A 21,061-nucleotide genomic window follows, 5' to 3' on the forward strand; every position below is an offset into this window, starting at 1 on the left:
GAGACGACGGTGAACGATGGCTGGTCCGAGGATCCGACCCTGATTCTCGGCATGCACGGAATCTTCGAGCAGCACCCGTGGCTCGGGAGGGTCAGTGCCGAGTACGACCTCGATGAGGACGTCTTCAGTCTCGCCGTGAAACGTGCCGCCGCCTATGGGTGGAGTTCCACGCGCTTCAGCGGCGGTTCGGAGCTGGGCGGCCAGCGCTGGGGGCACAACGACGCAGGCGGTGACTGGACCCAGGACGGGAACGTCCGACAGCTCGCCTGGCTCCAGGTCTCCGTTGCCGAGGACCTGCGCGAGCAGCGGCTTCCTGTCCTCCCGATGGCGACCGTGCTGAGTGACTCTCTTCGACGCACAGGGGTATTCCGCCTCACGGGCCTGCATGTGCTGGTACCTGTGCGGCTTGCCCCCGACAGTCGCTTCGACCTCGCCGCCGCCGCTGACTGGCTCGGTCTCGCCGATCCGGACGGCAGGGCCGAGATGGTGGTCACGGTCTCGGCCAGGGAATCGGGGGGCCTGAGCGGGCGCGTTTCCGAAATCCGCGATCTGGCACGGGAGCGCACCTTCGGGAGGATGACCGTCGAGGCGACACCGGCAGGACCGGTGGGGCAGGAGGGGCTCGCGCTGCCGTTGGCCGGAGAGCTCCAGACCGGCGCGATGCGACAGACCATGGCCTACCGCTGCCGCACCCGCGAATGGTCCCTGGAAGCGGCCGTCTGGACGACCGAGATCTTCATCGATGCCCTGCGAGCCGCCGGAGCGGGCCACCCGGCCCTCATCACCGTCTCCGCGTCGGCCACCTCGCCGTAGTCGACCCGAACCGAAGTGCTCAACTCGTGTGCAGCATCAGGCCGATGCCGACCACCATCAGACCGGCGGCGGCGATGCGCGGGGCGCCGAAGCGTTCCTTGAAGAACAGGGTGCCGATGGCCGCGCCGACGATGATCGAGGACTCCCGCAGGGCCGCGATCGGGGCGAGCGGGGCCTTGGTCTGGGCCCACAGGACCAGGCCGTACGCGATGACCGACAGGGCAGCGCCGAGCAGTCCCCGTGCCGCGTACGGCTTCAGCTGGGCGACGAGTCCGGTGCGGCGGCGCCAGAACGCGTACGCCGGGATGGCCAGGCCCTCCAGGATCATCAGCCACGCGATGTAGCCGAGCGGGGTGCCCGAGGCGCGTACCCCGACCCCGTCCACCGTGGTGTACCCGGCGATCGCCAGACCCGTCGCGAGAGCCGCCAGGATCGCCGGCCAGTGGGGGCGTTTCCCGGAGCCGCGGATGCCCCACAGGGCGAGCCCGACCAGGCCGGCCGAGGCGACCGCGACGCCCGCCGTGGCCCAGCCGTCGGGGCGTTCACCGACGAAGACGGCGGCCAGGACCGTCACCACGAGCGGGGCCGTGCCCCGGGCGATCGGATACATCTGGCCGAAGTCGCCCAGCGTGAACGACCGCATCAGCAGCAGCATGTACGCCACATGCAGGGCGGCCGAGACGAAGAGGTACGGCCATGCCTCCGCCGCCGGGAACGGGACGAACAGGGCGGCCACCGCCCCGATCAGCAGGCCGCCCCCGGAGATCAGCGTGAAGGAGACGAGCTGGTCCTTCATGGCGTGCGCGATGGCGTTCCACGAGGCGTGCGTGACCGCGGCTATGAGGACCGCCAGGGCGACCAGCGGGGTCACGCGGTCTGCTCGCGCACATCCACCACGGTGGCGCCCGCGTGGCCGATCAGGGTCTTGGGGTCGAGCGGGAACACCGTGTGCGGGGTGCCCGCCGCCGCCCACACCACCGCGTGGTTCAGCAGCCCGCGGTCCGCCAGCACCCGGGTCCTGGTCACATGGCCGAAGGGCGGTACGCCCCCGATCGCGTACCCCGTCGTCTCGCGGACCAGGTCGGCCCCGGCCCGCTTGACCTTCCCCGCGCCCAGTTCGCTCCGTACGAGCTCCACGTCGACCCGCGAGGACCCGTCCATCAGGACCAGTACCGGCACCCCGTCCGCCTCGAAGATCAGCGACTTGACGATCTCGCTGAGCTCGCAGCCCACCGCCGCGGCGGCCTCGGCGGCGGTGCGCGTGGCGTCCGGGAAGCGGCGTACCTCGACCTGGAGCCCCAGCTCGCGCAGGGCCTCGGCGAATCGGGGGTGGGCGTCGGACGAGAGGGCCGCGGAGGTGGTCACGGGGGAGGGTTCGGGGGTGCTCATGAGCTGCACGCTACTGAACCGGGCCGGGCGCACACCAGGCGGTTCCGGAGCCGCACCCTCCGGGCGCGGGCGGCCGATCATGCGGCATTCAGTGGCCTTTCGGCGGCTTTCGGTCAAACCGTGGCCGGTTGGGCGTCCGCGCCGGCTGCGGCGTGCGAGGGCTACGACGGAGTCGACTGCGGTGCCAAGCTGGCGTCGTGGACGTACCGGGACCAGAACCTGACCCCGATCAACTCGATCAAGCTCTCCGAGTAGCGGGCCGGTTCACCGCCCGGCGGTGAAAACGGGATGACGTGGGGGCGAGGGCTTTCTACCCTCGCCCCCATGAGCCTTGGCCCGGGTGAGACGCTGCTGAACGTCGTCGATGTCGAAGCGACCTGCTGGGACGGGCAGCCGCCGCCCGGTCAGGTGAGCGAGATCATCGAGATCGGGCTCACCGTGGTCGATCTCCGCGCGGGTGAACGCGTCGCCAAGCACCGGCTGCTGGTCCGGCCGGCCAAGTCGCGGGTCAGCCCGTTCTGTACGGAGCTGACCGGGCTGACGCAGGCCGAGGTGGACGCGGGCCCGTCCTTCGCCGAGGCATGCCGGCTGCTGGCCGCCGAGCACCGGACCGGCGAGCTCCCGTGGGCCAGTTGGGGCGACTACGACCGCAACCAGTTCACCCGCCAGTGCCGTCACACGGGCACCCGGTACCCCTTCGGCCACCGTCACACCAACGCGAAGGTCGCCTTCACCGCTTCGTACGGCCTGCGCAAACGCCCCGGCATGGCCCAGGCACTGCGGACCGCCGGACTCCCGTTGGAGGGCCGCCACCACCGGGGCGACGACGACGCGTGGAACATCGCCGCCCTGGTGCTCGATCTCGCGGGGCGGGGTGACTGGCCGGTTCCCCAGGGATGAGCCGAGATTCCGCGGGGGTGGGCCGGCCGGTTCCCGAGGGATGAGCCGGGCGATCGCGCAAGGGTGAGCCGGGCGGTTCCGCAGGGATGAGCCGGGCGGTTCCGCAGGGGTGCGCCGGGTCAGCCGTCCGCGCGCAGGACGTCCGCCACCACCGGGCCCGCCGCGTCGCCGCCGTGGCCGCCGGACTGGACGACCGCCGCTGCCGCGAGGTCGTTGCTGAAGCCGGTGAACCAGCTGTTGGACGTGCCCTGTCCGTCGACCTCCGCCGAGCCCGTCTTGGCGCCCTTGTCGCCGCCGACCGAGGCCATGGCGTCCCTGCCGGTGCCCCAGGCGGCCGTCGCCCGCATCATCTGGGTGACCTGCTGGGACACCTGCGCGGGCAGGGAGCGGGACGCGGTGGCGAGCTGACGGTTGTCCAGGGACTGCGGGACGATGACGGGCTGGCGGAAGGTGCCGTTGCGGGCGGTCGCCGTGATGGACGCCATGTTGAGGACGTTCATCTGGACGGTGCCCTGCCCGATGTACTGGGCCGCGGCCACGCCGCCGGTCTCCTCCGGGACGCTGCCGTCCGTGGTGACGACGCCGGTCTTCCAGTCCAGGCCGATCCCGAAGACGTCCCGGGCCTCCTTGGCGAGGGCCGCGTCGTCCTTCGTGTCGTCGATCAGCTTGATGAAGGCCGTGTTGCAGGACTTGGCGAAGCTCTGGGTGAACGTGCTGCCGTCCGGCAGGTCGAAGTAGTCGAGGTTGTGGAACGAATTCCCCTGGTACATCACGTCCTTGGGGCACTCCGTCGCGCCGTTGGCGGTGGCGAGGCCCTTCTCGATCAGCATCGCGGCCGTCATGATCTTCAGCGTCGAGCCGGGCGCCTGCTTTCCCTGGAGCGCCACGTTGAACTCGGTCACCGGGTTGTTTGCCACCGCGCGTATCGCACCCGTGGAGGGTTTGACGGCGACCACCGATGCCTGGCCGAACTTCTTGACCGCCCCTTCGGCCGCTGCCTGGGCGTCGGCGTCCAGGGTCGTCCGGAGCTTGCCGGGCCTGCCCTTGGCCAGGGTCAGCAGCGTCTTGTCCGGGGCCTTCTTGTCGGCGCTCTCGATCCAGGTCTCGATACCGGGCGTGCCGCCGACCTCGGAGCCGTACTTCGTGCGCAGGGTCTCCAGGATCGGCCCGAGCGACGGGTACTTCTCCTTGGTCAGCGTCCTGTCATTGCGGTCGACCGCCTCGATCTGCGGGGTGGAGGACTCGCCGGTCCTCAGCGTCGCGCCCTCCGTCAGCTGCGGGTGGACCACGGAGGGCGCCCAGTCGACCAGGGCCTTTCCGGTGGTCACACCGCGCACCACGGTCAGCTCCGAGGCGTACGACCAGGGCTTGGACTTCCCCTCGTACGAGACGGTCGCCTTCACCGTGAACGGCACCTTCGTGCCGACCGCCGGGCCCGGGGTGATCACGGCCTTGCCGACGTGGGCGTCCTCGGCGAATCCGGCGAGCAGCGGCGCGGCGGCCGACTCGTTGTTGGTGAGTGCGGAGGCGCTCGTCGCGTCCCCGGCCGCCCACGCGGTGAAGAAGTCCTTCGACGTCCCGGTGATCTCCGCCTCGCTGAGCGGTCCCGTCTTCACTTCCTGGGGCGCGGACTTGGTGTCCGTACCGCCCCCGCCCCCGTCGCCGCCCCCGACCATGCTGTACGCCCCGTAGCCGATACCGCCGGCCACCAGGACGAACACTCCGCCGACCACGGCGACCTTCGCTCCACTGCGCATCTGTGCAGTCCCCCTCCCCAGGAGTCCCCCTTGAACGTGTTCAAAGGGGAGCTGTCGAGAACCCTAAGGGGTGGTGACGGCTGGTGAGGGTGTCGTTACCGGACCGGAATGCTGATCGGTGAGCGTTACACCCAGGTGTCCAGCCACATCCGGTCGCGCCAGGAGTCCTCCGGGATCGAGGTCCCCGTGTACAGCGGCCAGAAGTAGATGAAGTTCCAGACGATCAGCAGGATCAGCACGCCTGCGGCGATCGCCCCCAGCGTCCGGCGTCTCTCGCCGTTCGGGTCGTCCCTCGTCAGGCCCAGTTCCGCTCTCGCCCCGGTCCCCGCCGCCGGGCCCAGCAGGGCGCCGATCATCATCGACACGGCCAGACACAGGAACGGTACGAACACGACCGCGTAGAACAGGAAGATCGTGCGCTCCTGGTAGAGGAACCAGGGCAGCCAGCCCGCCGCCACCCCGCAGGCGATCGCGCCCGCCCGCCAGTCGCGCCGGAAGAACCAGCGCCACAGCACGTACAGCAGCGCGAAGCACGCCGCCCACCAGAGCAGCGGGGTGCCGATGGCCAGCACCTCGGCGGCGCACTTGCCGGTCGAGGACTCCGTGCAGCCGCTCGTCTCCTCGTAGAAGTACGAGACGGGACGGCCCAGGATGATCCAGCTCCAGGGGTTGGACTGGTACGTGTGCCCGGAGGTCAGGCCGACATGGAAGTCGTACACCTGGTTCTCGTAGTGCCACAGACTGCGCAGCCAGTCCGGCAGCCAGGTCCAGCTGCCGCCCCGGCCCTCGGTCGCCGCCCAGTTGCGGTAGTACCCCTTGTCCGTGACGATCCAGCCGGTCCACGAGACCACGTACGTGCCGATCGCGACCGGCACCGTGGAGACGAACGCGGGCAGCAGATCCCGTCGCGCCACCGCCCGGTACGGACGCACAGCACCCGCCGTGCGCCGTGCGGCCACGTCCCACAGCACCGCCATCACGCCGAACGCGGCCAGGATGTAGAGGCCGTTCCACTTCGTGGCGAACGCCAGGCCCAGCATCACGCCCGCGCCGATCCGCCACGGCCGCCATCCCAGCCGCAGGTCCTCGGCGATCCGGAAGTCCGGGCGCAGCACGCCCTCCTCCTCGTCGACCGGAAGCGCGGCGGCCAGTTTCCGGCGGGCCCAGTCGCGGTCGATCACCAGGCACCCGAAGGCCGCCAGCACGAAGAACATCAGGATCAGGTCGAGGAGCGCGGCGCGGCTCATCACGAAGTGCAGGCCGTCCACCGCGAGGAGCAGGCCCGCCAGACAGCCCAGGAACGTCGAGCGGAACAGCCGCCGGCCGATCCGGCACAGCAGCAGGACGGACACCGTGCCCAGCAGCGCGACCATGAAGCGCCAGCCGAACGGTGTGAAGCCGAAGAGCTGCTCGCCGATCCCGATGATCCATTTGCCGACCGGCGGATGCACGACATAGCCGGGTTCGACGGGGATCTTCACCCCGGACGGATTCTGCAGGATCAGCTTGTCGACGTCCTTGGGCCAGGCCCCCTCGTACCCCTGGTTGATCAGCGCCCAGGCGTCCTTGGCGTAGTACGTCTCATCGAATATCACCGCGTCCGGCTTGCCCAGGTTCCAGAACCGCAGCAGCCCGGCGACCAGGGTCACCAGCAGCGGACCGCCCCAGGCGGACCAGCGCACGATCCGGTCCGCGAGCGGTGCGGGCACCCCGAGCACCGCCCACAGCCGGGGTCCCGGGCGGGTGTACGGCGGCATCAGCCGCTCGCGCAGCCCGGTCTCCGGCCGGGGCGTATGGCCGAAACGGCGCAGCCGCCGCTGCCAGGAATGCGGCTGTTCGCCGTGCTGATCCCCGGCGTCGTGGCCCTGCTGGGCTTCGGGTGCGGTACTCGTCACCGCGCCATCGTAGGGAACGCATCTGTGCGAGGTGTGCCGCCAGGGCTGGGAGGATGACTGTTGTGACTGGAACGACTGGAACGCTGGTACTCGCAGGGACCCCCATCGGCGACGTGGCGGACGCCCCGCCACGGCTCGCCGCCGAGCTGGAGAGGGCCGATGTCGTCGCCGCCGAGGACACCCGGCGGCTGCGCCGCCTCACCCAGGCGCTCGGCATCCACACCACGGGGCGTGTCGTCTCCTACTTCGAGGGCAATGAGTCGGCGCGCACGCCCGAACTGGTCGAGGCGCTGACCGGCGGGGCGCGGGTCCTGCTGGTCACGGACGCCGGGATGCCGTCCGTCTCCGACCCCGGCTACCGGCTCGTCGCCGCCGCCGTCGAGAAGGACATCCGGGTCACCGCCGTGCCGGGCCCGTCGGCGGTGCTGACGGCTCTGGCCCTGTCCGGGCTGCCCGTGGACCGGTTCTGCTTCGAGGGCTTCCTGCCCCGCAAGGCGGGCGAACGGCTCGGCAAGCTCCGTGACGTCGCCGACGAGCGCCGCACGATGGTCTTCTTCGAGGCCCCGCACCGGCTGGACGACACGCTGGCCGCGATGGCCGAGGTGTTCGGCGCGGACCGGCGGGCCGCCGTGTGCCGCGAGCTGACCAAGACGTACGAGGAAGTGAAGCGCGGCCCGCTGGGCGAACTCGCCGTCTGGGCGGCGGACGGGGTGCGCGGCGAGATCACCGTCGTGGTCGAGGGCGCCACGGACTCCGGCAACGAGGACCTGGACGCCGAGGAGCTCGTGCGCCGGGTGCAGGTGCGCGAGGAGGCGGGGGAGCGGCGCAAGGAGGCCATCGCGGCGGTCGCGGCGGCGGCCGGACTGCCCAAGCGGGAGGTGTTCGACGCGGTCGTCGCGGCCAAGAACGCCGCGCGGACCCCCAAGCCCTGACGGACCGATCAGGCTCGGGACGTCCTGGCCGGTTCGGTACGGGGAGGGCCCTGACCTGTTCGGTGCGGCGAGGCCCTGACCGGTCCGGCGAGGCCACCGGCCGGTCCGCGCCCGCGAGGTTCCGGCCGGTCCGCGCCCGCGAGGCCCCGACCGTTGCAGACCGCGCACACGTCAGAGGCGTTCCATCAGCAGGCCGTGGATGGTCGCGATGAACGGGTCGGTCCTGTGCACCCGCCGGGTGGTCACGGCGGCCACGGCGGTGCCGGTGTCCGGGCGGAAGCCGAGGAACGCCTGCTGCCCGAGTGTGGCTCCGGCGTGGAAGTACACCGGTCCGCGCGGTGACGGATGGCGGAACCAGGTCAGCGTGTGCGTGTGGGCGTGCCGCAGACCGCGCCGCAGCAGCGGACGCCGTACCTCCGCGAAGGCGGCGGCCAGCGGACGCGTGGGCGCGACCGCACCCGGAAGGTGCGCCTCCAGGAACGTGAGCAGGTCCAGCGGTGTCGCCCGCACCGCTCCGGCGGCGGTGAACCCGCCGGTGTCCAGCGCGGGCACCGGACCGCCGTCGCGCCGGTGCCCCACGGCGTCGCTGCCCGGCGGCCCCGGGCGTGGCCGCGTGCCGTCCAGCCCGAGCGGGCCCAGCACCTCCTGCTGGAGCAGCGCCTCCCAGGGCGTGCCGGTGGCGGCGGCCAGGGTGTGCCCGAGTACGGAGACCGCGAAGTTCGAGTAGTGCCAGCGGGTGCCCGGCCGGTGGCGGGGGCGGGCGCGGAGGAAGGCCCGGACGACCCGGTCGGCCGGGTAGCCGCTGTACGGGGCGGTGGACCACCGGGGCAGGGCCTGCGGGTAGAAGTCGGCCGGTGCCCCGGGGAGGCCCGAGGTGTGGGTGATCAGATGGCGCAGGGTGATGGCGCGCACGGCGGGATGCACCGGGTGGCCCGGTGCCAGCAGTCCGGCCGCCGAGTCCTCGTACCGCACCCGGCCCGCCGCGACGAGTGCGGCGAGCAGCAGCCCGGTGAAGGGCTTGGACGCGGAACCGAGCTCGTAGTGGAGCCGGTCGCGGGGTACGTCGCCGGGCGGCACGGCGCCGTGCCGGAGGGTGCGGTGGCCCCGGTGGCTGAGCGCGATCACGAGGCCGGGCGAGTCGATGGTCCGGGCGGCGTCCGCCAGCAGCCGGGTCCTCTCGTCGCCGTCCCGGGACGGACGCTCGGTGGGGACCCGGCGGACGTCCTGCCGCGCCGTCACGCGGGGGCCGGGGCGGCGAGGTCGGACAGGGCGCGGGACAGGGCCAGCGCCGAGGCGAACGCGGCCACCAGCGTCGGGTGGTAGACGAGGTCGAAGACCGACTCCTCGTCCCCTTCCGGCATGGCGCCGATCGCCGGCATCGCCCCGTCCGGCTGCTGTGCCCCGGCGAACGCCTGCCAGGCGGCCGGGTCCAGGGTCGGCCGCGGCAGGCAGGCGTCGACGACGAGCAGTTCGCCCAGCAGGTCCCAGCGGCCCAGGTCGAGCCAGTCGTCCAGCCACACCGGCAGCCAGAGGGCGAGGTAGTCCGCCACCTCGGCGGGCAGCCCGGCAGGGTTCGCGCCCCAGTCGGTCAGATGGAAGACCGTGTGGGTGATGTCGTAGCCGATGTTGCCCTCGACGGTCCAGGGTTCGGGCCGCCGGGACAGCCAGGTGCGCCGGTACGCCTCGTCGACCGGCATGCTCGGCTCCACTCCGAAGCGGCGCTCCACGGCGCTGAGCCCGAGCCGGCGCACCGGGACGACCTCCAGCGCGCCCCAGCTCGTCAGCCGGTGGTTCAGCCGGACGGCGGCCTCCAGGGACGGCTCCCGGAACCCCAGCTCCCGGAACGGTACGTAGACCTCCATCGGAATGGGGCAGAGCGGTTCGCGCCGCTGGCCGTCGACCAGCCGGGCTCCCGAGCCGAGCAGTTCGTGCCAGGCGTGGTCGAGGAGTTTGCGCGCCAGGGCGGCCTGCCGGGAACCGGCGACCCCTTCCCGGAAGATGACCTTGCTGATCATGGCCAGCTCGCCGAGCGGCTTGAACCGGTCCAGGACACCCACCTCGGGTGGCGGGTCGTCGTCCAGCCGGAAGCCTGCCCGGTGGTCGTACAGCCACCCCAGGGCCCGCGCGCCCACGTCATGGATCTGCTGGATGCCGCTCATGCGGCAGCTCCCTTCGTGCGGCTGGTGCGGCTGGTGCGGCTCGTGTGGCTGGTGTGCCGGGGGTGCCTGGCGCGGCTCATGCGGCGGCCCCGGCTTCCGCCGTCGCGGCGTCCGGCCGGTGCGCGGTGAGCCGCTTCAGGCACAGCGCGGCGGCGAACGCGGTCACCAGGGTGGAGTGGTAGCAGGCGAGGAAGGGGTACGGGTCCGGACCGGGGCCCGCACCGCCCGGCGGGGCATCCTCCGGAGAGACCGGCGGACCCGTCTCCGGTACGGCGCCGCCCGGCGCCTGTGCGGCGGCGAGTGCGGGCCAGGCCGCGTCCAGCAGCGCCGAGGGCGGCGGGCCCGGCAGGGCGGCGGCGACCGCGAGCAGCTCGCCGGTCAGGTCCCACTGCATGCTCTCCAGGCAGCCGTCGACCCAGGGGGGCAGCCAGGCCCGCAGATAGGCGTCGATGTCGGCGGGCATCCGCTCGGGGACACAGCACCAGTCCGTGATGTGGAAGACGGTGTGGGTCAGCGCGTAGCCGGAGGGCCCCTCGAACATCCATGGCTCGGACAGCCCGCCCAGCCAGGTGCGCGCGAGGACCGGACCCGGGTCGGTGTGCGGGGCGGCGCCGACCCGCCGCTCCGAGTTGATCAGCCCGAGCTCCCGGTTGGCGTGCTGCTCGGTGTGGGCCCAGCCCCGGGTCGAGGAGAGCGTCCCGGCCAGGCGCTCGAAACCCTCGTGGCGCAGCCCGTATCCGGCGAAGGCGGCGTAGATCTCGTACGGGTACGCGGCGAAGGGTTCGCCGCGCAGCAGCTCCAGCAGCAGGTCGCCGTCGTGCACCTGCTCCCACGCGAAGGCGATGAGTTCCCCGGACGTCCCGTGTTCCGGGGTGTCCGGGGCGGTGCTGCGGCGGATCGTGGTGCAGAGCTGGGCCAGCTCGCCCAGGGGTTTGAGCGTGTCGTTGACCTTGGTGTGCGGCTCCAGTACGTCCTGGGGGAGTACGAAGCCCGAGCGGTGGGCATCGGCCCAGCCGAGCGCCCGCCGCAGTACGCGGGGCAGCACGGACAGCGCCGCGCCCGTCGTACCGCCGGGCTGTGCGCCGAGGTCGGCGGGCGCCGATGCCGTCACCGCGCCCGCCCCTCGGCCATGAGCCGGGCCGCCCGCACATGCAGGGTGACCCGGGGGTCCGGGCCGCCCATGAGCTCCACGAAGTCGAGCCCGCGCTCCAGGCCCAGGCTGTCGGGCCGGCCGTCCAGCGCGGCCAGCCAGCGGCCGGCTCCCGCCGCCTGGAGCCAGTTGCGCCGCCGCACCGCGCGCACGAACCCCCGGGACAGGTCGACGACCCGGTGGGCGGCGGCCCGGTGCACGGCCGACGAAGCGGCCGGGACGGCGAGCGGGGCCAGTACCGAGAGCTGATGGGTGAAGGCCTGCCAGGGGGCCGCTTCGAGCCAGGCCGCATCGGGTTCGCCGGTGCCGTGCCCGGCGAACGGTGGCTGTCCGGTGGTGGTGGCGGTGGTGGCCGGTGCCGTCCGGTGCAGGGCGGACATCATGCCCCAGTGGCTCCAGGCCGTGGCGTCCGAGGAGTCGGGCCGGGGCGGGAATTCCCGCACGGCACGGTGGAGTACGGCGATGTCTCCGGGATGCGGATTGCGCCCGTACAGAACACTGGGCAGCAGCAGATCGGCTCCGATGACGCGTACCGCGGCAATTCCTGTCCGGTTTCCCTCGTCGATTCCGGCGGCGCCGCAAACCATGGCGAGGTGGTCCCCGCTCCGAAGAGCGAGGACCACCTCTGTTGCCAGGTCATGCACGGCACCCGCAAGGGGGGACGAGGCATGTGACTGGTCCATGTGCTACCGACTAGCCCTTCTTCGGGCGGGGGGTCGGAGGCGCGAGCAGCAGGAGCGAGCCGCCTCCGAGGAGGGCGAGATACGCGCACTCGCGCGAGTCCCGGTAGAAGCCTTCGGCCTCGCCCGGGTTGAGCGCCGCGTCGAGGTCGATCTCGATGTCGGTGGCAGTGGATTCGGTGGTGAACATGGGTTGTTCCCCGTCCTGTGGGAAGTGGGGTGCTGCGTACGGTCCGAGTGAAATACGCGAAATGTAAAGCCGCAAATCGGATAGGCCGACCGAGAACTTTACTCATTCAATTGAATGTGAATTCTTATGGCTCGTGTAAGTCAATGGCCTGGGGAAATGCATATTCTGCTCACTCGGCCGGGGGGTAGTGCGCAGGGCGCATTCAGTCCGGTGCAGGCGGCGCGCGAGGGCGCTCGGTGCGCGGCCGGTCACGGGCGACCCTGTCCGGCGCCATGCGGGGGCAAAGGGCGGCCCAAGGAGGCCAAGAACGCATCAATGCTGGCCCTGAGCTGGTGCGTCCGCCCATACGGAGGTGTCCACTGGAGAGTGACGGGCAATCCCCGGAGTGCTTGTCCGGCGGACAAGAGGAGCAGGTATGAGCGAGATCGCAGCAACCACCGTGCATGAGGCGTACGCCTTCGCCTGCATGCGGTGCGGATTCGGCTGGGAACAGGCCTACGAGATAGAGCACCACGTCGACGGCTCCGGCCATGCCTTCGTGGTCTACAAGGCGGACGGGGAGCGGGTGCCCTCACCGCTGTCCACTCCCACCTGCACGAACTGCGGCGGCCATGTGGTCCGGATCATGCGGTCCGGCCGGGTCTCCAGCGTGCAGCAGCTGCTCCAGCGCCAGCAGATCCCGAAGACCCCGAAGACCCCGAAGACCTCCAGGTCCGCGGCGTCCGCCGAGGGGGACGAGGTGGCCGCGGTCGCCGCGGCTCCGGCGGCATCGCACCACTGGCATCTGTCCGACCTGCTGCATCCCTTCCACCGCCGGTAGACGCACCGGGCCCACCGCCGGTAGACGTACCGGTCCACCGCCGGCAGACGTACCGGCCGGTCACCGCGACTCCTGCGGGCGTGCGGGTTCCGCGCGGTCGGCCCGCTGGCCACCCCGTGGCCGGCGGGCCGGTCCACGTGCCGGGCGGGCCGGTCCACGGTCGTCGGCGGTCCGGCCCCACGTCGCCGGTGAGCGCGCCGCGCACGTCCTCGTACGATCGTGGGCATGAGCCGTACGGAAGCCCCGCCGCTGCCCGAACCCCTGCGGGTTCCGGTCGCCGATTCGCACACCCACCTGGACATGCAGGACGGAACCGTCGAGGAGGGCCTGGCCAGGGCCGCGGCGGTCAACGTCACCACCGTCGTCCAGGTGGGCTGCGACGTCGCGGGATCGCGCTGGGCCGCCGAGACCGCGGCGGCCCACCCGGCCGTGCACGCCTCGGTCGCCCTGCACCCGAACGAGGCGCCGCGCATCGTGCACGGCGACCCCGACGGCGGGTCGCGGCAGGGGGTCAGGGCGCCGGGCGGGAAGGCGGCGCTCGACGAGGCGCTCGCGGAGATCGACGCGCTGGCCGCACTCGACCACGTACGCGGCGTCGGCGAGACCGGCCTCGACCACTTCCGTACGGGCCCCGAGGGCATGGCCGCCCAGGAGGAGTCCTTCCGGGCCCACATCGAGATCGCCAAACGGCACGGCAAGGCCCTCGTCATCCACGACCGCGACGCACACGCGGATGTGCTGCGCGTCCTCGCCGACGCGGGAGCCCCCGAGCGGACCGTGTTCCACTGCTACTCCGGCGACGCCGACATGGCCCGGATCTGCGCGGACGCCGGGTACTTCATGTCCTTCGCGGGCAACGTCACCTTCAAGAACGCCCAGCCGCTGCGCGACGCGCTGGCCGTCGCCCCGACCGAACTGGTCCTGGTCGAGACCGACGCCCCCTTCCTCACGCCCGCCCCGTACCGGGGGCGCCCCAACGCGCCGTATCTCATCCCGGTCACCCTGCGGGCCATGGCGGCCGTGAAGGGCCTCGACGAGGACACGCTCGCCGCGGCGGTCTACGACAACACCGCGCGGGCCTTCGACTACTGAGGCCCACCGGTGCGCGCTCCTCCCCGGGGGCGCGCACCGAAGGGCCGAAGGGGCGTACCCCCCGCGCCTCCCGCTCCGACAGCGGGGGGCGAGCCCGAGGCCGCGCCGCGGCCGTAGGCTTACCGGGTGAGCAGCACAGAGCCCGACGCCCTCCTGGGCCCCGCAGACATCCGCGACCTGGCCGCCAAGCTGGGCGTACGCCCCACCAAGCAGCGCGGTCAGAACTTCGTCATCGACGCCAACACGGTCCGCAGGATCGTGCGTACCGCGGAGGTCCGCCCGGACGACGTGGTCGTCGAGGTCGGCCCGGGGCTCGGCTCGCTGACCCTGGCCCTGCTGGAGGCGGCCGACCGGGTCGTCGCCGTGGAGATCGACGACACCCTCGCCGCCGCCCTGCCGGCCACGGTCGCTGCCCGGATGCCGGAGCGCGCCGACCGGTTCGCCCTGGTCCACTCCGACGCGATGCTCGTGACCGAGCTGCCCGGCCCGCAGCCGACCGCCCTGGTGGCGAACTTGCCGTACAACGTGGCGGTACCGGTCCTGCTCACCATGCTGGAACGCTTCCCGAGCATCGAGCGGACCCTGGTCATGGTCCAGGCCGAGGTGGCCGACCGGCTGGCCGCGCGGCCCGGCAACAAGGTCTACGGCGTGCCGTCGGTGAAGGCCAACTGGTACGCGGACGTCAAGCGCGCCGGGTCCATCGGCCGGACGGTCTTCTGGCCCGCGCCGAACGTCGACTCGGGGCTCGTCTCCCTGGTCCGGCGCACCGAACCCCTCCGCACCACGGCGAGCCGGAAAGAGGTCTTCGCCGTCGTCGACGCGGCCTTCGCCCAGCGCCGCAAGACGCTGCGCGCCGCGCTGTCCGGATGGGCCGGGTCCGCGCCCGCCGCCGAGGCCGCGCTGGTCGCCGCGGGGATCTCCCCGCAGGCCCGCGGCGAGGCGCTGACGGTCGAGGAATTCGCCGCCATCGCCGAGAACAAGCCCGCCGTGACCGCCGACGTTCCCGGGAGCAGCGAGTGAGCGGGACGGCCCGTCCGACGGCCGGGAGCGTCACCGTCCGCGTCCCCGCCAAGGTCAACGCGCAGCTCGCCGTCGGCGCCGCGCGCCCCGACGGTTTCCACGACCTGGCCAACGTCTTCCTCGCCGTCGGCCTGTACGACGAGGTCACCGCCACCCCGGCCGACGAGCTGACGATCACCTGCTCCGGCCCGGACGCCGCCCAGGTTCCGCTGGACACCGGCAACCTCGCCGCCCGCGCCGCGCTCGCGCTGGCCGCACGCCACGGCATCGCCCCCGGCGTGCACCTCCACATCACCAAGGACATCCCGGTCGCGGGCGGCATGGCGGGGGGCAGCGCCGACGGGGCCGCCGCCCTGCTGGCCTGCGACGCTCTGTGGGGCACCGGCGCCACCCGCGAGGAACTGCTCGCCATCTGCGCCGAGCTGGGCAGCGACGTCCCCTTCAGCCTGGTCGGCGGGGCGGCGCTCGGCGTCGGACGCGGTGAACAGCTCACCCCCGTCGAGGTCGGCGGCACCTTCCACTGGGTCTTCGCGGTCGCCGACGGGGGGCTCTCCACCCCGGCGGTGTACGGCGAGTTCGACCGGCTCACCGCCGGTACGGACGTCCCCGCGCCCACCGCGTCCGAAGCGCTCCTGGACGCCCTTCGCTCCGGCGACTCCGGCGCACTCGCGGCGACCCTGAGCAACGGCCTCCAGCCCGCCGCGCTCTCCCTGCGGCCCTCGCTGGCCGACACCCTCGCCGCGGGCACCGGGGCGGGCGCCCTGGCCGCGCTGGTCTCCGGCTCCGGGCCGACCACCGCGTTCCTGGTGGCGGACGAGGCATCCGCCCGCAAGGTGGCCGACGCCCTGCTCGGCTCCGGGACCTGCCGGAACGCGCGGATCGCGGTGTCGCCCGCCCCCGGTGCGACCGTCGTCTGACGACGCCGGGTACTCAGACGGGAATTGAGTACGGTCGCGCTCCCGCCCCCGGGCGATCGGCGCGACCGTATCCGCATGGGATCAAGTGTTCGTACGGGATCGAGTGTTCGTGAACTGGCCGGGGCGACGCCCGCCACCCGGGACCGCTACATCGACCTGCTGCGCGTCGCCTCGCTCGGCACCGTCGTCCTCGGCCACTGGCTGATGGCCGCCGTCACATCCGACGGCGTCGGCAACCTGCTCGCGGTCGTCCCCGGCCTCCAGCTGCTGACCTGGGTGCTCCAGATCATGCCGGTGTTCTTCTTCGTCGGCGGCTTCTCGCACGCCCTGTCCTACCGCTCCCTGCTCCGCAAGCGCCCCGAGGGCTCCACGGACTCCGTCTACTCCGCCTTCCTGCGGGCCAGGCTCCAGCGGCTGCTGCGGCCCACCGTGGTCTTCATCCTGGTCTGGGGAACGGCCGCGCTGATCGTCCAGCTGCTGGGCGGGGGCGGCGGGCTCACCGGGGTCACGCTGCGGCTGGTGACCCAGCCGCTCTGGTTCATCGGGATCTACCTCGCCATGGTGGCGTTCACCCCGCCGCTGCTGAAGCTGCACGAGCGCTACGGCTGGGGCGCCTTCGCCGCGCTCGCCGGTGCCGCGGTCGCCGTCGACGTCCTGCGGTTCGCCGCCTCGGTCCCGTACGTCTCGTTCCTGAACTTCGCCTTCGTCTGGCTCGCGGTCCACCAGCTCGGATTCCTGCGTGCCGACGGCCGCATCCGCCGCCCCGCCCTGCTCGCCGGGGCCGGACTGGTCTCCGCCGCCGCGCTCGTGGCCCTGGGCCCGTATCCGCTGTCCATGGTCGGGATGCCCGGCGAGAAGGTCAGCAACATGGCCCCGCCGACCCTCGCCCTGCTCTGCCACGGCCTCTGGCTCGTCGGCGCGGTCGAGCTGCTGCGCGGGCCCGGCGCCCGCCTCGTCGCCCGGCCCCGGGTCTGGCGCACCGTCGTCGCCGCCAACGGGATGGCGATGACCGCGTTCCTCTGGCACCTCACCGCGATGCTCGGGGTGTACGGGGCGATGCTCGCCCTCGACGTCCCGCTGCCCGAACCGGCCACCGGCGCCTGGTGGGCCCAGGTCCCGTTCCGGCTCGCGGCGGCCGCCGCCGTCACCGCGGGACTGGTCGCCGTCTTCCGCACCTTCGAACGACCCGTCTCCGCCGTGCCGGGCAAGGGCTCCGGCCCCGTCTCGGCGCTCGGGGCGACGCTCTGCCTGCTCGGTGTGCTCGGCCTGTCCATGGTGGGCTTCGGCGGGCTCCTGGAGGGACACACCGCGCTGCTCATCGCGGTACGGGTCAGTGCCCCGGCCGCCGTCGCGATGGCGCTCGGCGGCTGGCTCCTGGTGGAACGCGCGGGGCGCTGAACGCGCTGCCGGTCCCGGACGGAGCCGGGGCCGGGGCGTCGGTGCCCCGCCGCGCCGTACTCTGGGGGAGTCGAACAGTCCCCCTGGGCAGGAGTGAAATGGCCGTCAATCTGGTCAATGTCGAGCAGGTCAGCAAGGTGTACGGCACCCGTGCCCTGCTCGACGGCGTATCCCTCGGGGTGTCCGAGGGCGACCGGATCGGTGTCGTCGGCCGCAACGGCGACGGCAAGACGACCCTCATCCGGATGCTCGCCAAGCTGGAGGAGGCGGACACCGGCAGGGTCACGCACAACGGCGGGCTGCGCCTCGGGGTCCTCACCCAGCACGACTCCCTCGACCCGTCGGCCACCATCCGCCACGAGGTCATCGGCGATCTCGCCGACCACGAGTGGGCGGGCAGCGCCAAGATCCGTGATGTGCTCACCGGGCTGTTCGGCGGGCTCGCCCTGCCCGGCTTCGAGCACGGCCTGGACACCGTCATCGCCCCGCTCTCCGGTGGTGAGCGCCGCCGTATCGCGCTGGCCAAGCTGCTCATCGGCGAACCGGACCTGATCGTCCTGGACGAGCCCACCAACCACCTCGACGTCGAGGGCATCTCCTGGCTGGCCGGACATCTGCGGGCCCGCCGCTCGGCGCTCGTCTGCGTCACGCACGACCGGTGGTTCCTCGACCAGGTCTGCACCAGCATGTGGGACGTCCAGCGCGGCACGGTCCACGAGTACGAGGGCGGCTACAGCGACTACGTCTTCGCCCGCGCCGAACGGGAGCGGATCGCCGCGACCGAGGAGTCCAAGCGCCAGAACCTGATGCGCAAGGAGCTGGCCTGGCTGCGCCGCGGCGCCCCCGCCCGTACGTCGAAGCCGCGCTACCGCATCGAGGCCGCCAACGAGCTGATCGCCGATGTGCCGCCGCCGCGCGACACCAGCGAGCTGATGAAGTTCGCCAACGCCCGCCTCGGCAAGACCGTCTTCGACCTGGAGGACGTGACCATCCAGGCCGGGCCCAAGACGCTGCTCACCCACCTCACCTGGCAGCTCGGTCCGGGCGACCGGATCGGCCTGGTGGGGGTCAACGGCGCGGGCAAGACCTCGCTGCTGCGGGCGCTGGAGGAGGCATGCCGTACGCAGGGCGAGGAGCAGCCGGCCGCCGGAAAGGTCATCGTCGGCAAGACCGTCCGACTGGCCTACCTCTCCCAGGAGGTCAGCGAGCTGCCCCCGAACCTGCGGGTGCTGGAAGCCGTCCAGCAGGTGCGCGACCGGGTCGACCTGGGCAAGGGCCGCGAGATGACCGCGGGCCAGCTCTGCGAGCAGTTCGGCTTCTCGAAGGAGAAGCAGTGGACCCCGGTCGGCGACCTGTCCGGCGGTGAGCGGCGCAGGCTGCAGATCCTGCGGCTGCTGATGGCCGAGCCCAACGTCCTCTTCCTCGACGAGCCGACCAACGACCTCGACATCGAGACCCTGACCCAGCTGGAGGACCTCCTCGACGGCTGGCCCGGGTCGATGATCGTGATCTCCCACGACCGGTTCTTCATCGAGCGGACCACGGACCGGGTGATGGCGCTGCTCGGCGACCGCGCACTGCGGATGCTGCCGCGCGGGATCGACGAGTACCTGGAGCGCAGGCAGCGGATGGAGGAGACGGCCACGCCGTCCGCCGCCCCGGCAGCGCCCGGCCGGACGTCCGCGCCGGTCCCCGCCGTGTCGCCGCAGGAGGCTCGGGCGGCGAAGAAGGAACTCCAGAAGGTCGAACGGCAGCTCGACAAGATGTCGACGCGGGAAACCACCCTGCACGCGCAGATCGCCGACAACGCCACCGACTTCGAGAAGGTCGCCAAGCTCGACGCCGAGCTGCGCGAGCTGGTCACCGAGCGCGATGTGCTGGAGATGCGCTGGCTGGAGCTGGCCGAGGACGCCTGACGTCCACGGTGTGACGGGGTGGTGAAGGCGGGGCGGGCGGTACGGATGGTGCGGGCGGGGCGGGTGGTAGAAAGAAGCCCCGCCCGGGGTTGAGGTGAACCCTGCGGAACGGGGCCGCACGAGGGGGACGTACCGATGACTCAGCCGCCCGGCCGGCAACCGCCGCAGGGAGGCTTCGGGGCACCGTTCGATCCGCCGCCCGGTCTGTACGGGCAGCCTCCGCAGCAGCAACAGCCGTACGGGCAGCCTTCGCCACAGCCGTACGGGCAGCCGCAACAGCCCCCTCAGTCGCAGCCGTACGGGCAGCCGCCGCAGCATCAGCAGCCCTCGCCCTACGGGCAGCCCCCGCAGCCCCCGCAAGTCGGCGCCTCCGGGCCCGGCGGGCGTTCCCGGCGCGGGACCGTGGGCATCGTCTCCGCCGCGCTCGCCGGAGTCCTGATCGTCGGCGCGGGCGTCTGGTTCGCCGTGGGCAACGGCGACAGTGGTGGCCACGACGCCAAGAAGCCCGTCGCCGAGAAGAGCGACGAACCCGGTGCACAGGGCGGTCCGTCCGGCGCCGGGGCGAGTCCGGCCCCCGGGCCCGACCAGCTCAACGCGGGGCGCGAGGACGGGGAGAGCAAGGTTCTCTGGACCCAGCAGAACGGGGTCGACCTGCCGCGCAACGGCGCCGACGCCCAAGGCCCGTGGCTCGTCGGCGACACCGTGGTGAAGGCCATGTACCGCACGGTGTCCGCCTATTCGGTCATCGACGGCAAGCGGAAGTGGAGCCTGAGCCTCGCATCCAACGTCTGTGCCGCCCCGACCCGGGCGGCCACCGACGGCAGGATCGTCATCGGTGTCAACGACGGCACCGCCGACGACGCGTACTGCGACCACCTCCAGATGATCGACCTCACCACCGGCAAGGCCGGCTGGCGCAAGGGCTATGACCGGCCCGGCGCCTGGGACGGGCTCTCCGACGTCACCATGGCGATCAACGGTGACGTCGTGACCGTGGGACGGACCAGCCGCACGGATGCCTACCGGATCAGTGACGGCAAGGTGCTGTGGGGCAAACTGCCCGGCAACTGCCAGCCGTTCGGCTTCGTCAGCGGCGACCTGCCGCTCGCCGCCACCAGCTGCCAGACCGAGGCCGACGACCACAAGGAGCAGCAGGTACAGCGGATCGATCCGGCCACCGGCAAGGTCCGGTGGACGTACAAGGTCAAGAAGGGCTGGCAGGTCGACCAGTTCTACTCGGTCAGCCCGCCGGTGGTCTCCCTGAAGAAGGGGGAGGACCAGTGGGCCGTCGCCGTGCTCAACGCCGATGGCACCTACCGCTCCCAGCTCGTCGGCGGCAGCGACGACTACGGGCCGAGCTGTGCCAAGGAACGGCGTACCCAGGGCAAGAACCTCGACAACTGCCTGGGCGTCGCGACCGACGCCGCCACCGACACGTTCTACCTGGCGACGAAGCCCAAGCCCGGTGCGAGGGACCTCACCAACGCCGTCGTGGCCTTCGACCTGAACACCGGCGCCTCGAAGTGGAAGGCCGCCGCGCCCGCCGGGCAGACCCTGATGCCGTTGCGCGTCGAGGGCGGCAAGGTGCTGATGTATCTGAGTGCGGCCAAGGGCAAGGGCGGTGGCATCATGTCGCTCCCGCCGACGGGGGGAGCACCGCAACCGGTCCTGCGGCACCCGGCGTCCGCCGCCGCCGTGGAGCGCGGCTTCTTCAGCCCGATGGTCGCGTACGCGGACGGGCGGACGCTGCTCATGCATCCCACCGTCAGCGGAGTCACCGACGAGGAGGAGAAGGCCATGCTGACCATGGTCGCCTTCGGTGACTGAGGATCAGGTCCGGCCGGGGCATAACGAGGGCATCACAAGGCGGTTCTCCCTTGGGAACAGGGGATGGGCCGACCCGGTGTCCGCTGTGTTGGGGGTGGTACAAAGAAGCCCCGCTCGACTGTCGTAACACTGCGGGAGCCATGCCCGATTCGCTCCTTTCCGAGGGGATTTCAGCCCAGCGGAATCGCGGGGGAGACCGGAACGGG

Annotated in this window: 20 protein-coding genes; 11 read left to right on the plus strand and 9 right to left on the minus strand. The window is 72.1% G+C overall.

The features are described 5' to 3' along the window. The first annotated feature begins 9 nt into the window (after window positions 1-9). Window positions 10-813: a hypothetical protein gene (locus A6A29_RS33050; protein ID WP_241838748.1), complete on the plus strand. Its 804-nt coding sequence runs from the start codon at window positions 10-12 to the stop codon at window positions 811-813. A gap of 19 nt (window positions 814-832) precedes the next feature. Here A6A29_RS33050 and A6A29_RS33055 read toward each other — a convergent pair whose 3' ends face one another. Further along, window positions 833-1,684: a DMT family transporter gene (locus A6A29_RS33055; RefSeq protein WP_073725883.1), complete on the minus strand. Its 852-nt coding sequence runs from the start codon at window positions 1,682-1,684 to the stop codon at window positions 833-835. Next, window positions 1,681-2,202, minus strand: coding sequence for a YbaK/EbsC family protein (locus A6A29_RS33060; protein WP_073726536.1), 522 nt, complete (start codon window positions 2,200-2,202; stop codon window positions 1,681-1,683). Before A6A29_RS33060 ends, A6A29_RS33055 begins: the two co-directional genes overlap by 4 nt. A 120-nt stretch (window positions 2,203-2,322) precedes the next feature. Between A6A29_RS33060 and A6A29_RS47695 the strand changes: the two genes are divergently transcribed. Beyond that, window positions 2,323-2,457: a hypothetical protein gene (locus A6A29_RS47695; protein ID WP_274535850.1), complete on the plus strand. Its 135-nt coding sequence runs from the start codon at window positions 2,323-2,325 to the stop codon at window positions 2,455-2,457. A gap of 69 nt (window positions 2,458-2,526) precedes the next feature. Next, window positions 2,527-3,102 carry a 3'-5' exonuclease gene (locus tag A6A29_RS33065; RefSeq protein ID WP_073725885.1) on the plus strand — a complete coding sequence of 192 codons (576 nt, stop codon included), beginning with the start codon at window positions 2,527-2,529 and terminating at the stop codon, window positions 3,100-3,102. A 119-nt stretch (window positions 3,103-3,221) separates the two neighbouring features. Here the strand turns inward: A6A29_RS33065 and A6A29_RS33070 are convergent, their stop codons facing one another. Both A6A29_RS33070 and A6A29_RS33075 read right to left on the minus strand, forming a co-directional pair. Further along, entirely contained in the window at window positions 3,222-4,859 is a 1,638-nt protein-coding gene (locus A6A29_RS33070) for a penicillin-binding transpeptidase domain-containing protein (RefSeq protein ID WP_073725887.1), read from the minus strand. A gap of 125 nt (window positions 4,860-4,984) precedes the next feature. Then, window positions 4,985-6,754 (minus strand): dolichyl-phosphate-mannose--protein mannosyltransferase, encoded by a 1,770-nt coding sequence (locus A6A29_RS33075; RefSeq protein WP_073725889.1) that lies wholly within the window; start codon window positions 6,752-6,754, stop codon window positions 4,985-4,987. 53 nt (window positions 6,755-6,807) lie between these two features. On the opposite strand from A6A29_RS33075, the gene rsmI reads away from it, so the two are divergent. Further along, window positions 6,808-7,686 (plus strand): 16S rRNA (cytidine(1402)-2'-O)-methyltransferase, encoded by an 879-nt coding sequence (gene rsmI, locus A6A29_RS33080; RefSeq protein ID WP_198953459.1) that lies wholly within the window; start codon window positions 6,808-6,810, stop codon window positions 7,684-7,686. Between the two features lie 171 nt (window positions 7,687-7,857). Here the strand turns inward: rsmI and A6A29_RS33085 are convergent, their stop codons facing one another. The 5 genes from A6A29_RS33085 to A6A29_RS46010 form a co-directional block, all read right to left on the minus strand. Further along, window positions 7,858-8,853 (minus strand): serine hydrolase domain-containing protein, encoded by a 996-nt coding sequence (locus tag A6A29_RS33085; RefSeq protein WP_073726538.1) that lies wholly within the window; start codon window positions 8,851-8,853, stop codon window positions 7,858-7,860. Window positions 8,854-8,921: 68 nt separating this feature from the next. Next, window positions 8,922-9,845, minus strand: coding sequence for a DUF6895 family protein (locus A6A29_RS33090; RefSeq protein WP_073725893.1), 924 nt, complete (start codon window positions 9,843-9,845; stop codon window positions 8,922-8,924). Window positions 9,846-9,921: 76 nt separating this feature from the next. Then, a complete protein-coding gene (locus A6A29_RS33095) occupies window positions 9,922-10,956 on the minus strand; it encodes a DUF6895 family protein (protein WP_073725895.1) in 1,035 nt (344 codons plus the stop codon). Continuing rightward, complete coding sequence (locus A6A29_RS33100) at window positions 10,953-11,678, minus strand: hypothetical protein (protein WP_073725897.1); 726 nt, start codon at window positions 11,676-11,678, stop codon at window positions 10,953-10,955. Before A6A29_RS33100 ends, A6A29_RS33095 begins: the two co-directional genes overlap by 4 nt. A gap of 10 nt (window positions 11,679-11,688) precedes the next feature. Then, a complete protein-coding gene (locus A6A29_RS46010; protein ID WP_198953461.1) occupies window positions 11,689-11,865 on the minus strand; it encodes a hypothetical protein in 177 nt (58 codons plus the stop codon). Window positions 11,866-12,280: 415 nt separating this feature from the next. On the opposite strand from A6A29_RS46010, the gene A6A29_RS33105 reads away from it, so the two are divergent. From A6A29_RS33105 to A6A29_RS33135, 7 genes are all read left to right on the plus strand, one after another. Beyond that, the gene (locus A6A29_RS33105) at window positions 12,281-12,685 is read left to right on the plus strand and encodes a hypothetical protein (protein WP_073725899.1); all 405 of its coding nucleotides are present in this window, start codon (window positions 12,281-12,283) and stop codon (window positions 12,683-12,685) included. A gap of 225 nt (window positions 12,686-12,910) precedes the next feature. Beyond that, window positions 12,911-13,777 (plus strand): TatD family hydrolase, encoded by an 867-nt coding sequence (locus tag A6A29_RS33110; protein WP_073725901.1) that lies wholly within the window; start codon window positions 12,911-12,913, stop codon window positions 13,775-13,777. 126 nt (window positions 13,778-13,903) lie between these two features. After that, complete coding sequence (rsmA, locus tag A6A29_RS33115) at window positions 13,904-14,797, plus strand: 16S rRNA (adenine(1518)-N(6)/adenine(1519)-N(6))-dimethyltransferase RsmA (protein ID WP_073725903.1); 894 nt, start codon at window positions 13,904-13,906, stop codon at window positions 14,795-14,797. Beyond that, window positions 14,794-15,714: a 4-(cytidine 5'-diphospho)-2-C-methyl-D-erythritol kinase gene (locus A6A29_RS33120; RefSeq protein ID WP_073725905.1), complete on the plus strand. Its 921-nt coding sequence runs from the start codon at window positions 14,794-14,796 to the stop codon at window positions 15,712-15,714. The genes rsmA and A6A29_RS33120 overlap by 4 nt, the downstream gene beginning before the upstream one ends. 75 nt (window positions 15,715-15,789) lie before the next feature. After that, window positions 15,790-17,112 carry an acyltransferase family protein gene (locus A6A29_RS33125; protein ID WP_073725908.1) on the plus strand — a complete coding sequence of 441 codons (1,323 nt, stop codon included), beginning with the start codon at window positions 15,790-15,792 and terminating at the stop codon, window positions 17,110-17,112. 98 nt (window positions 17,113-17,210) lie between these two features. Next, a complete protein-coding gene (locus A6A29_RS33130) occupies window positions 17,211-19,028 on the plus strand; it encodes an ABC-F family ATP-binding cassette domain-containing protein (RefSeq protein WP_073725910.1) in 1,818 nt (605 codons plus the stop codon). 135 nt (window positions 19,029-19,163) lie between these two features. Further along, complete coding sequence (locus tag A6A29_RS33135) at window positions 19,164-20,855, plus strand: outer membrane protein assembly factor BamB family protein (protein ID WP_073725912.1); 1,692 nt, start codon at window positions 19,164-19,166, stop codon at window positions 20,853-20,855. Window positions 20,856-21,061: the final 206 nt, after the last annotated feature.

Origin of the sequence: Streptomyces sp. TSRI0281 (assembly GCF_001905125.1) — a bacterium.
Lineage (GTDB): Bacteria > Actinomycetota > Actinomycetes > Streptomycetales > Streptomycetaceae > Streptomyces.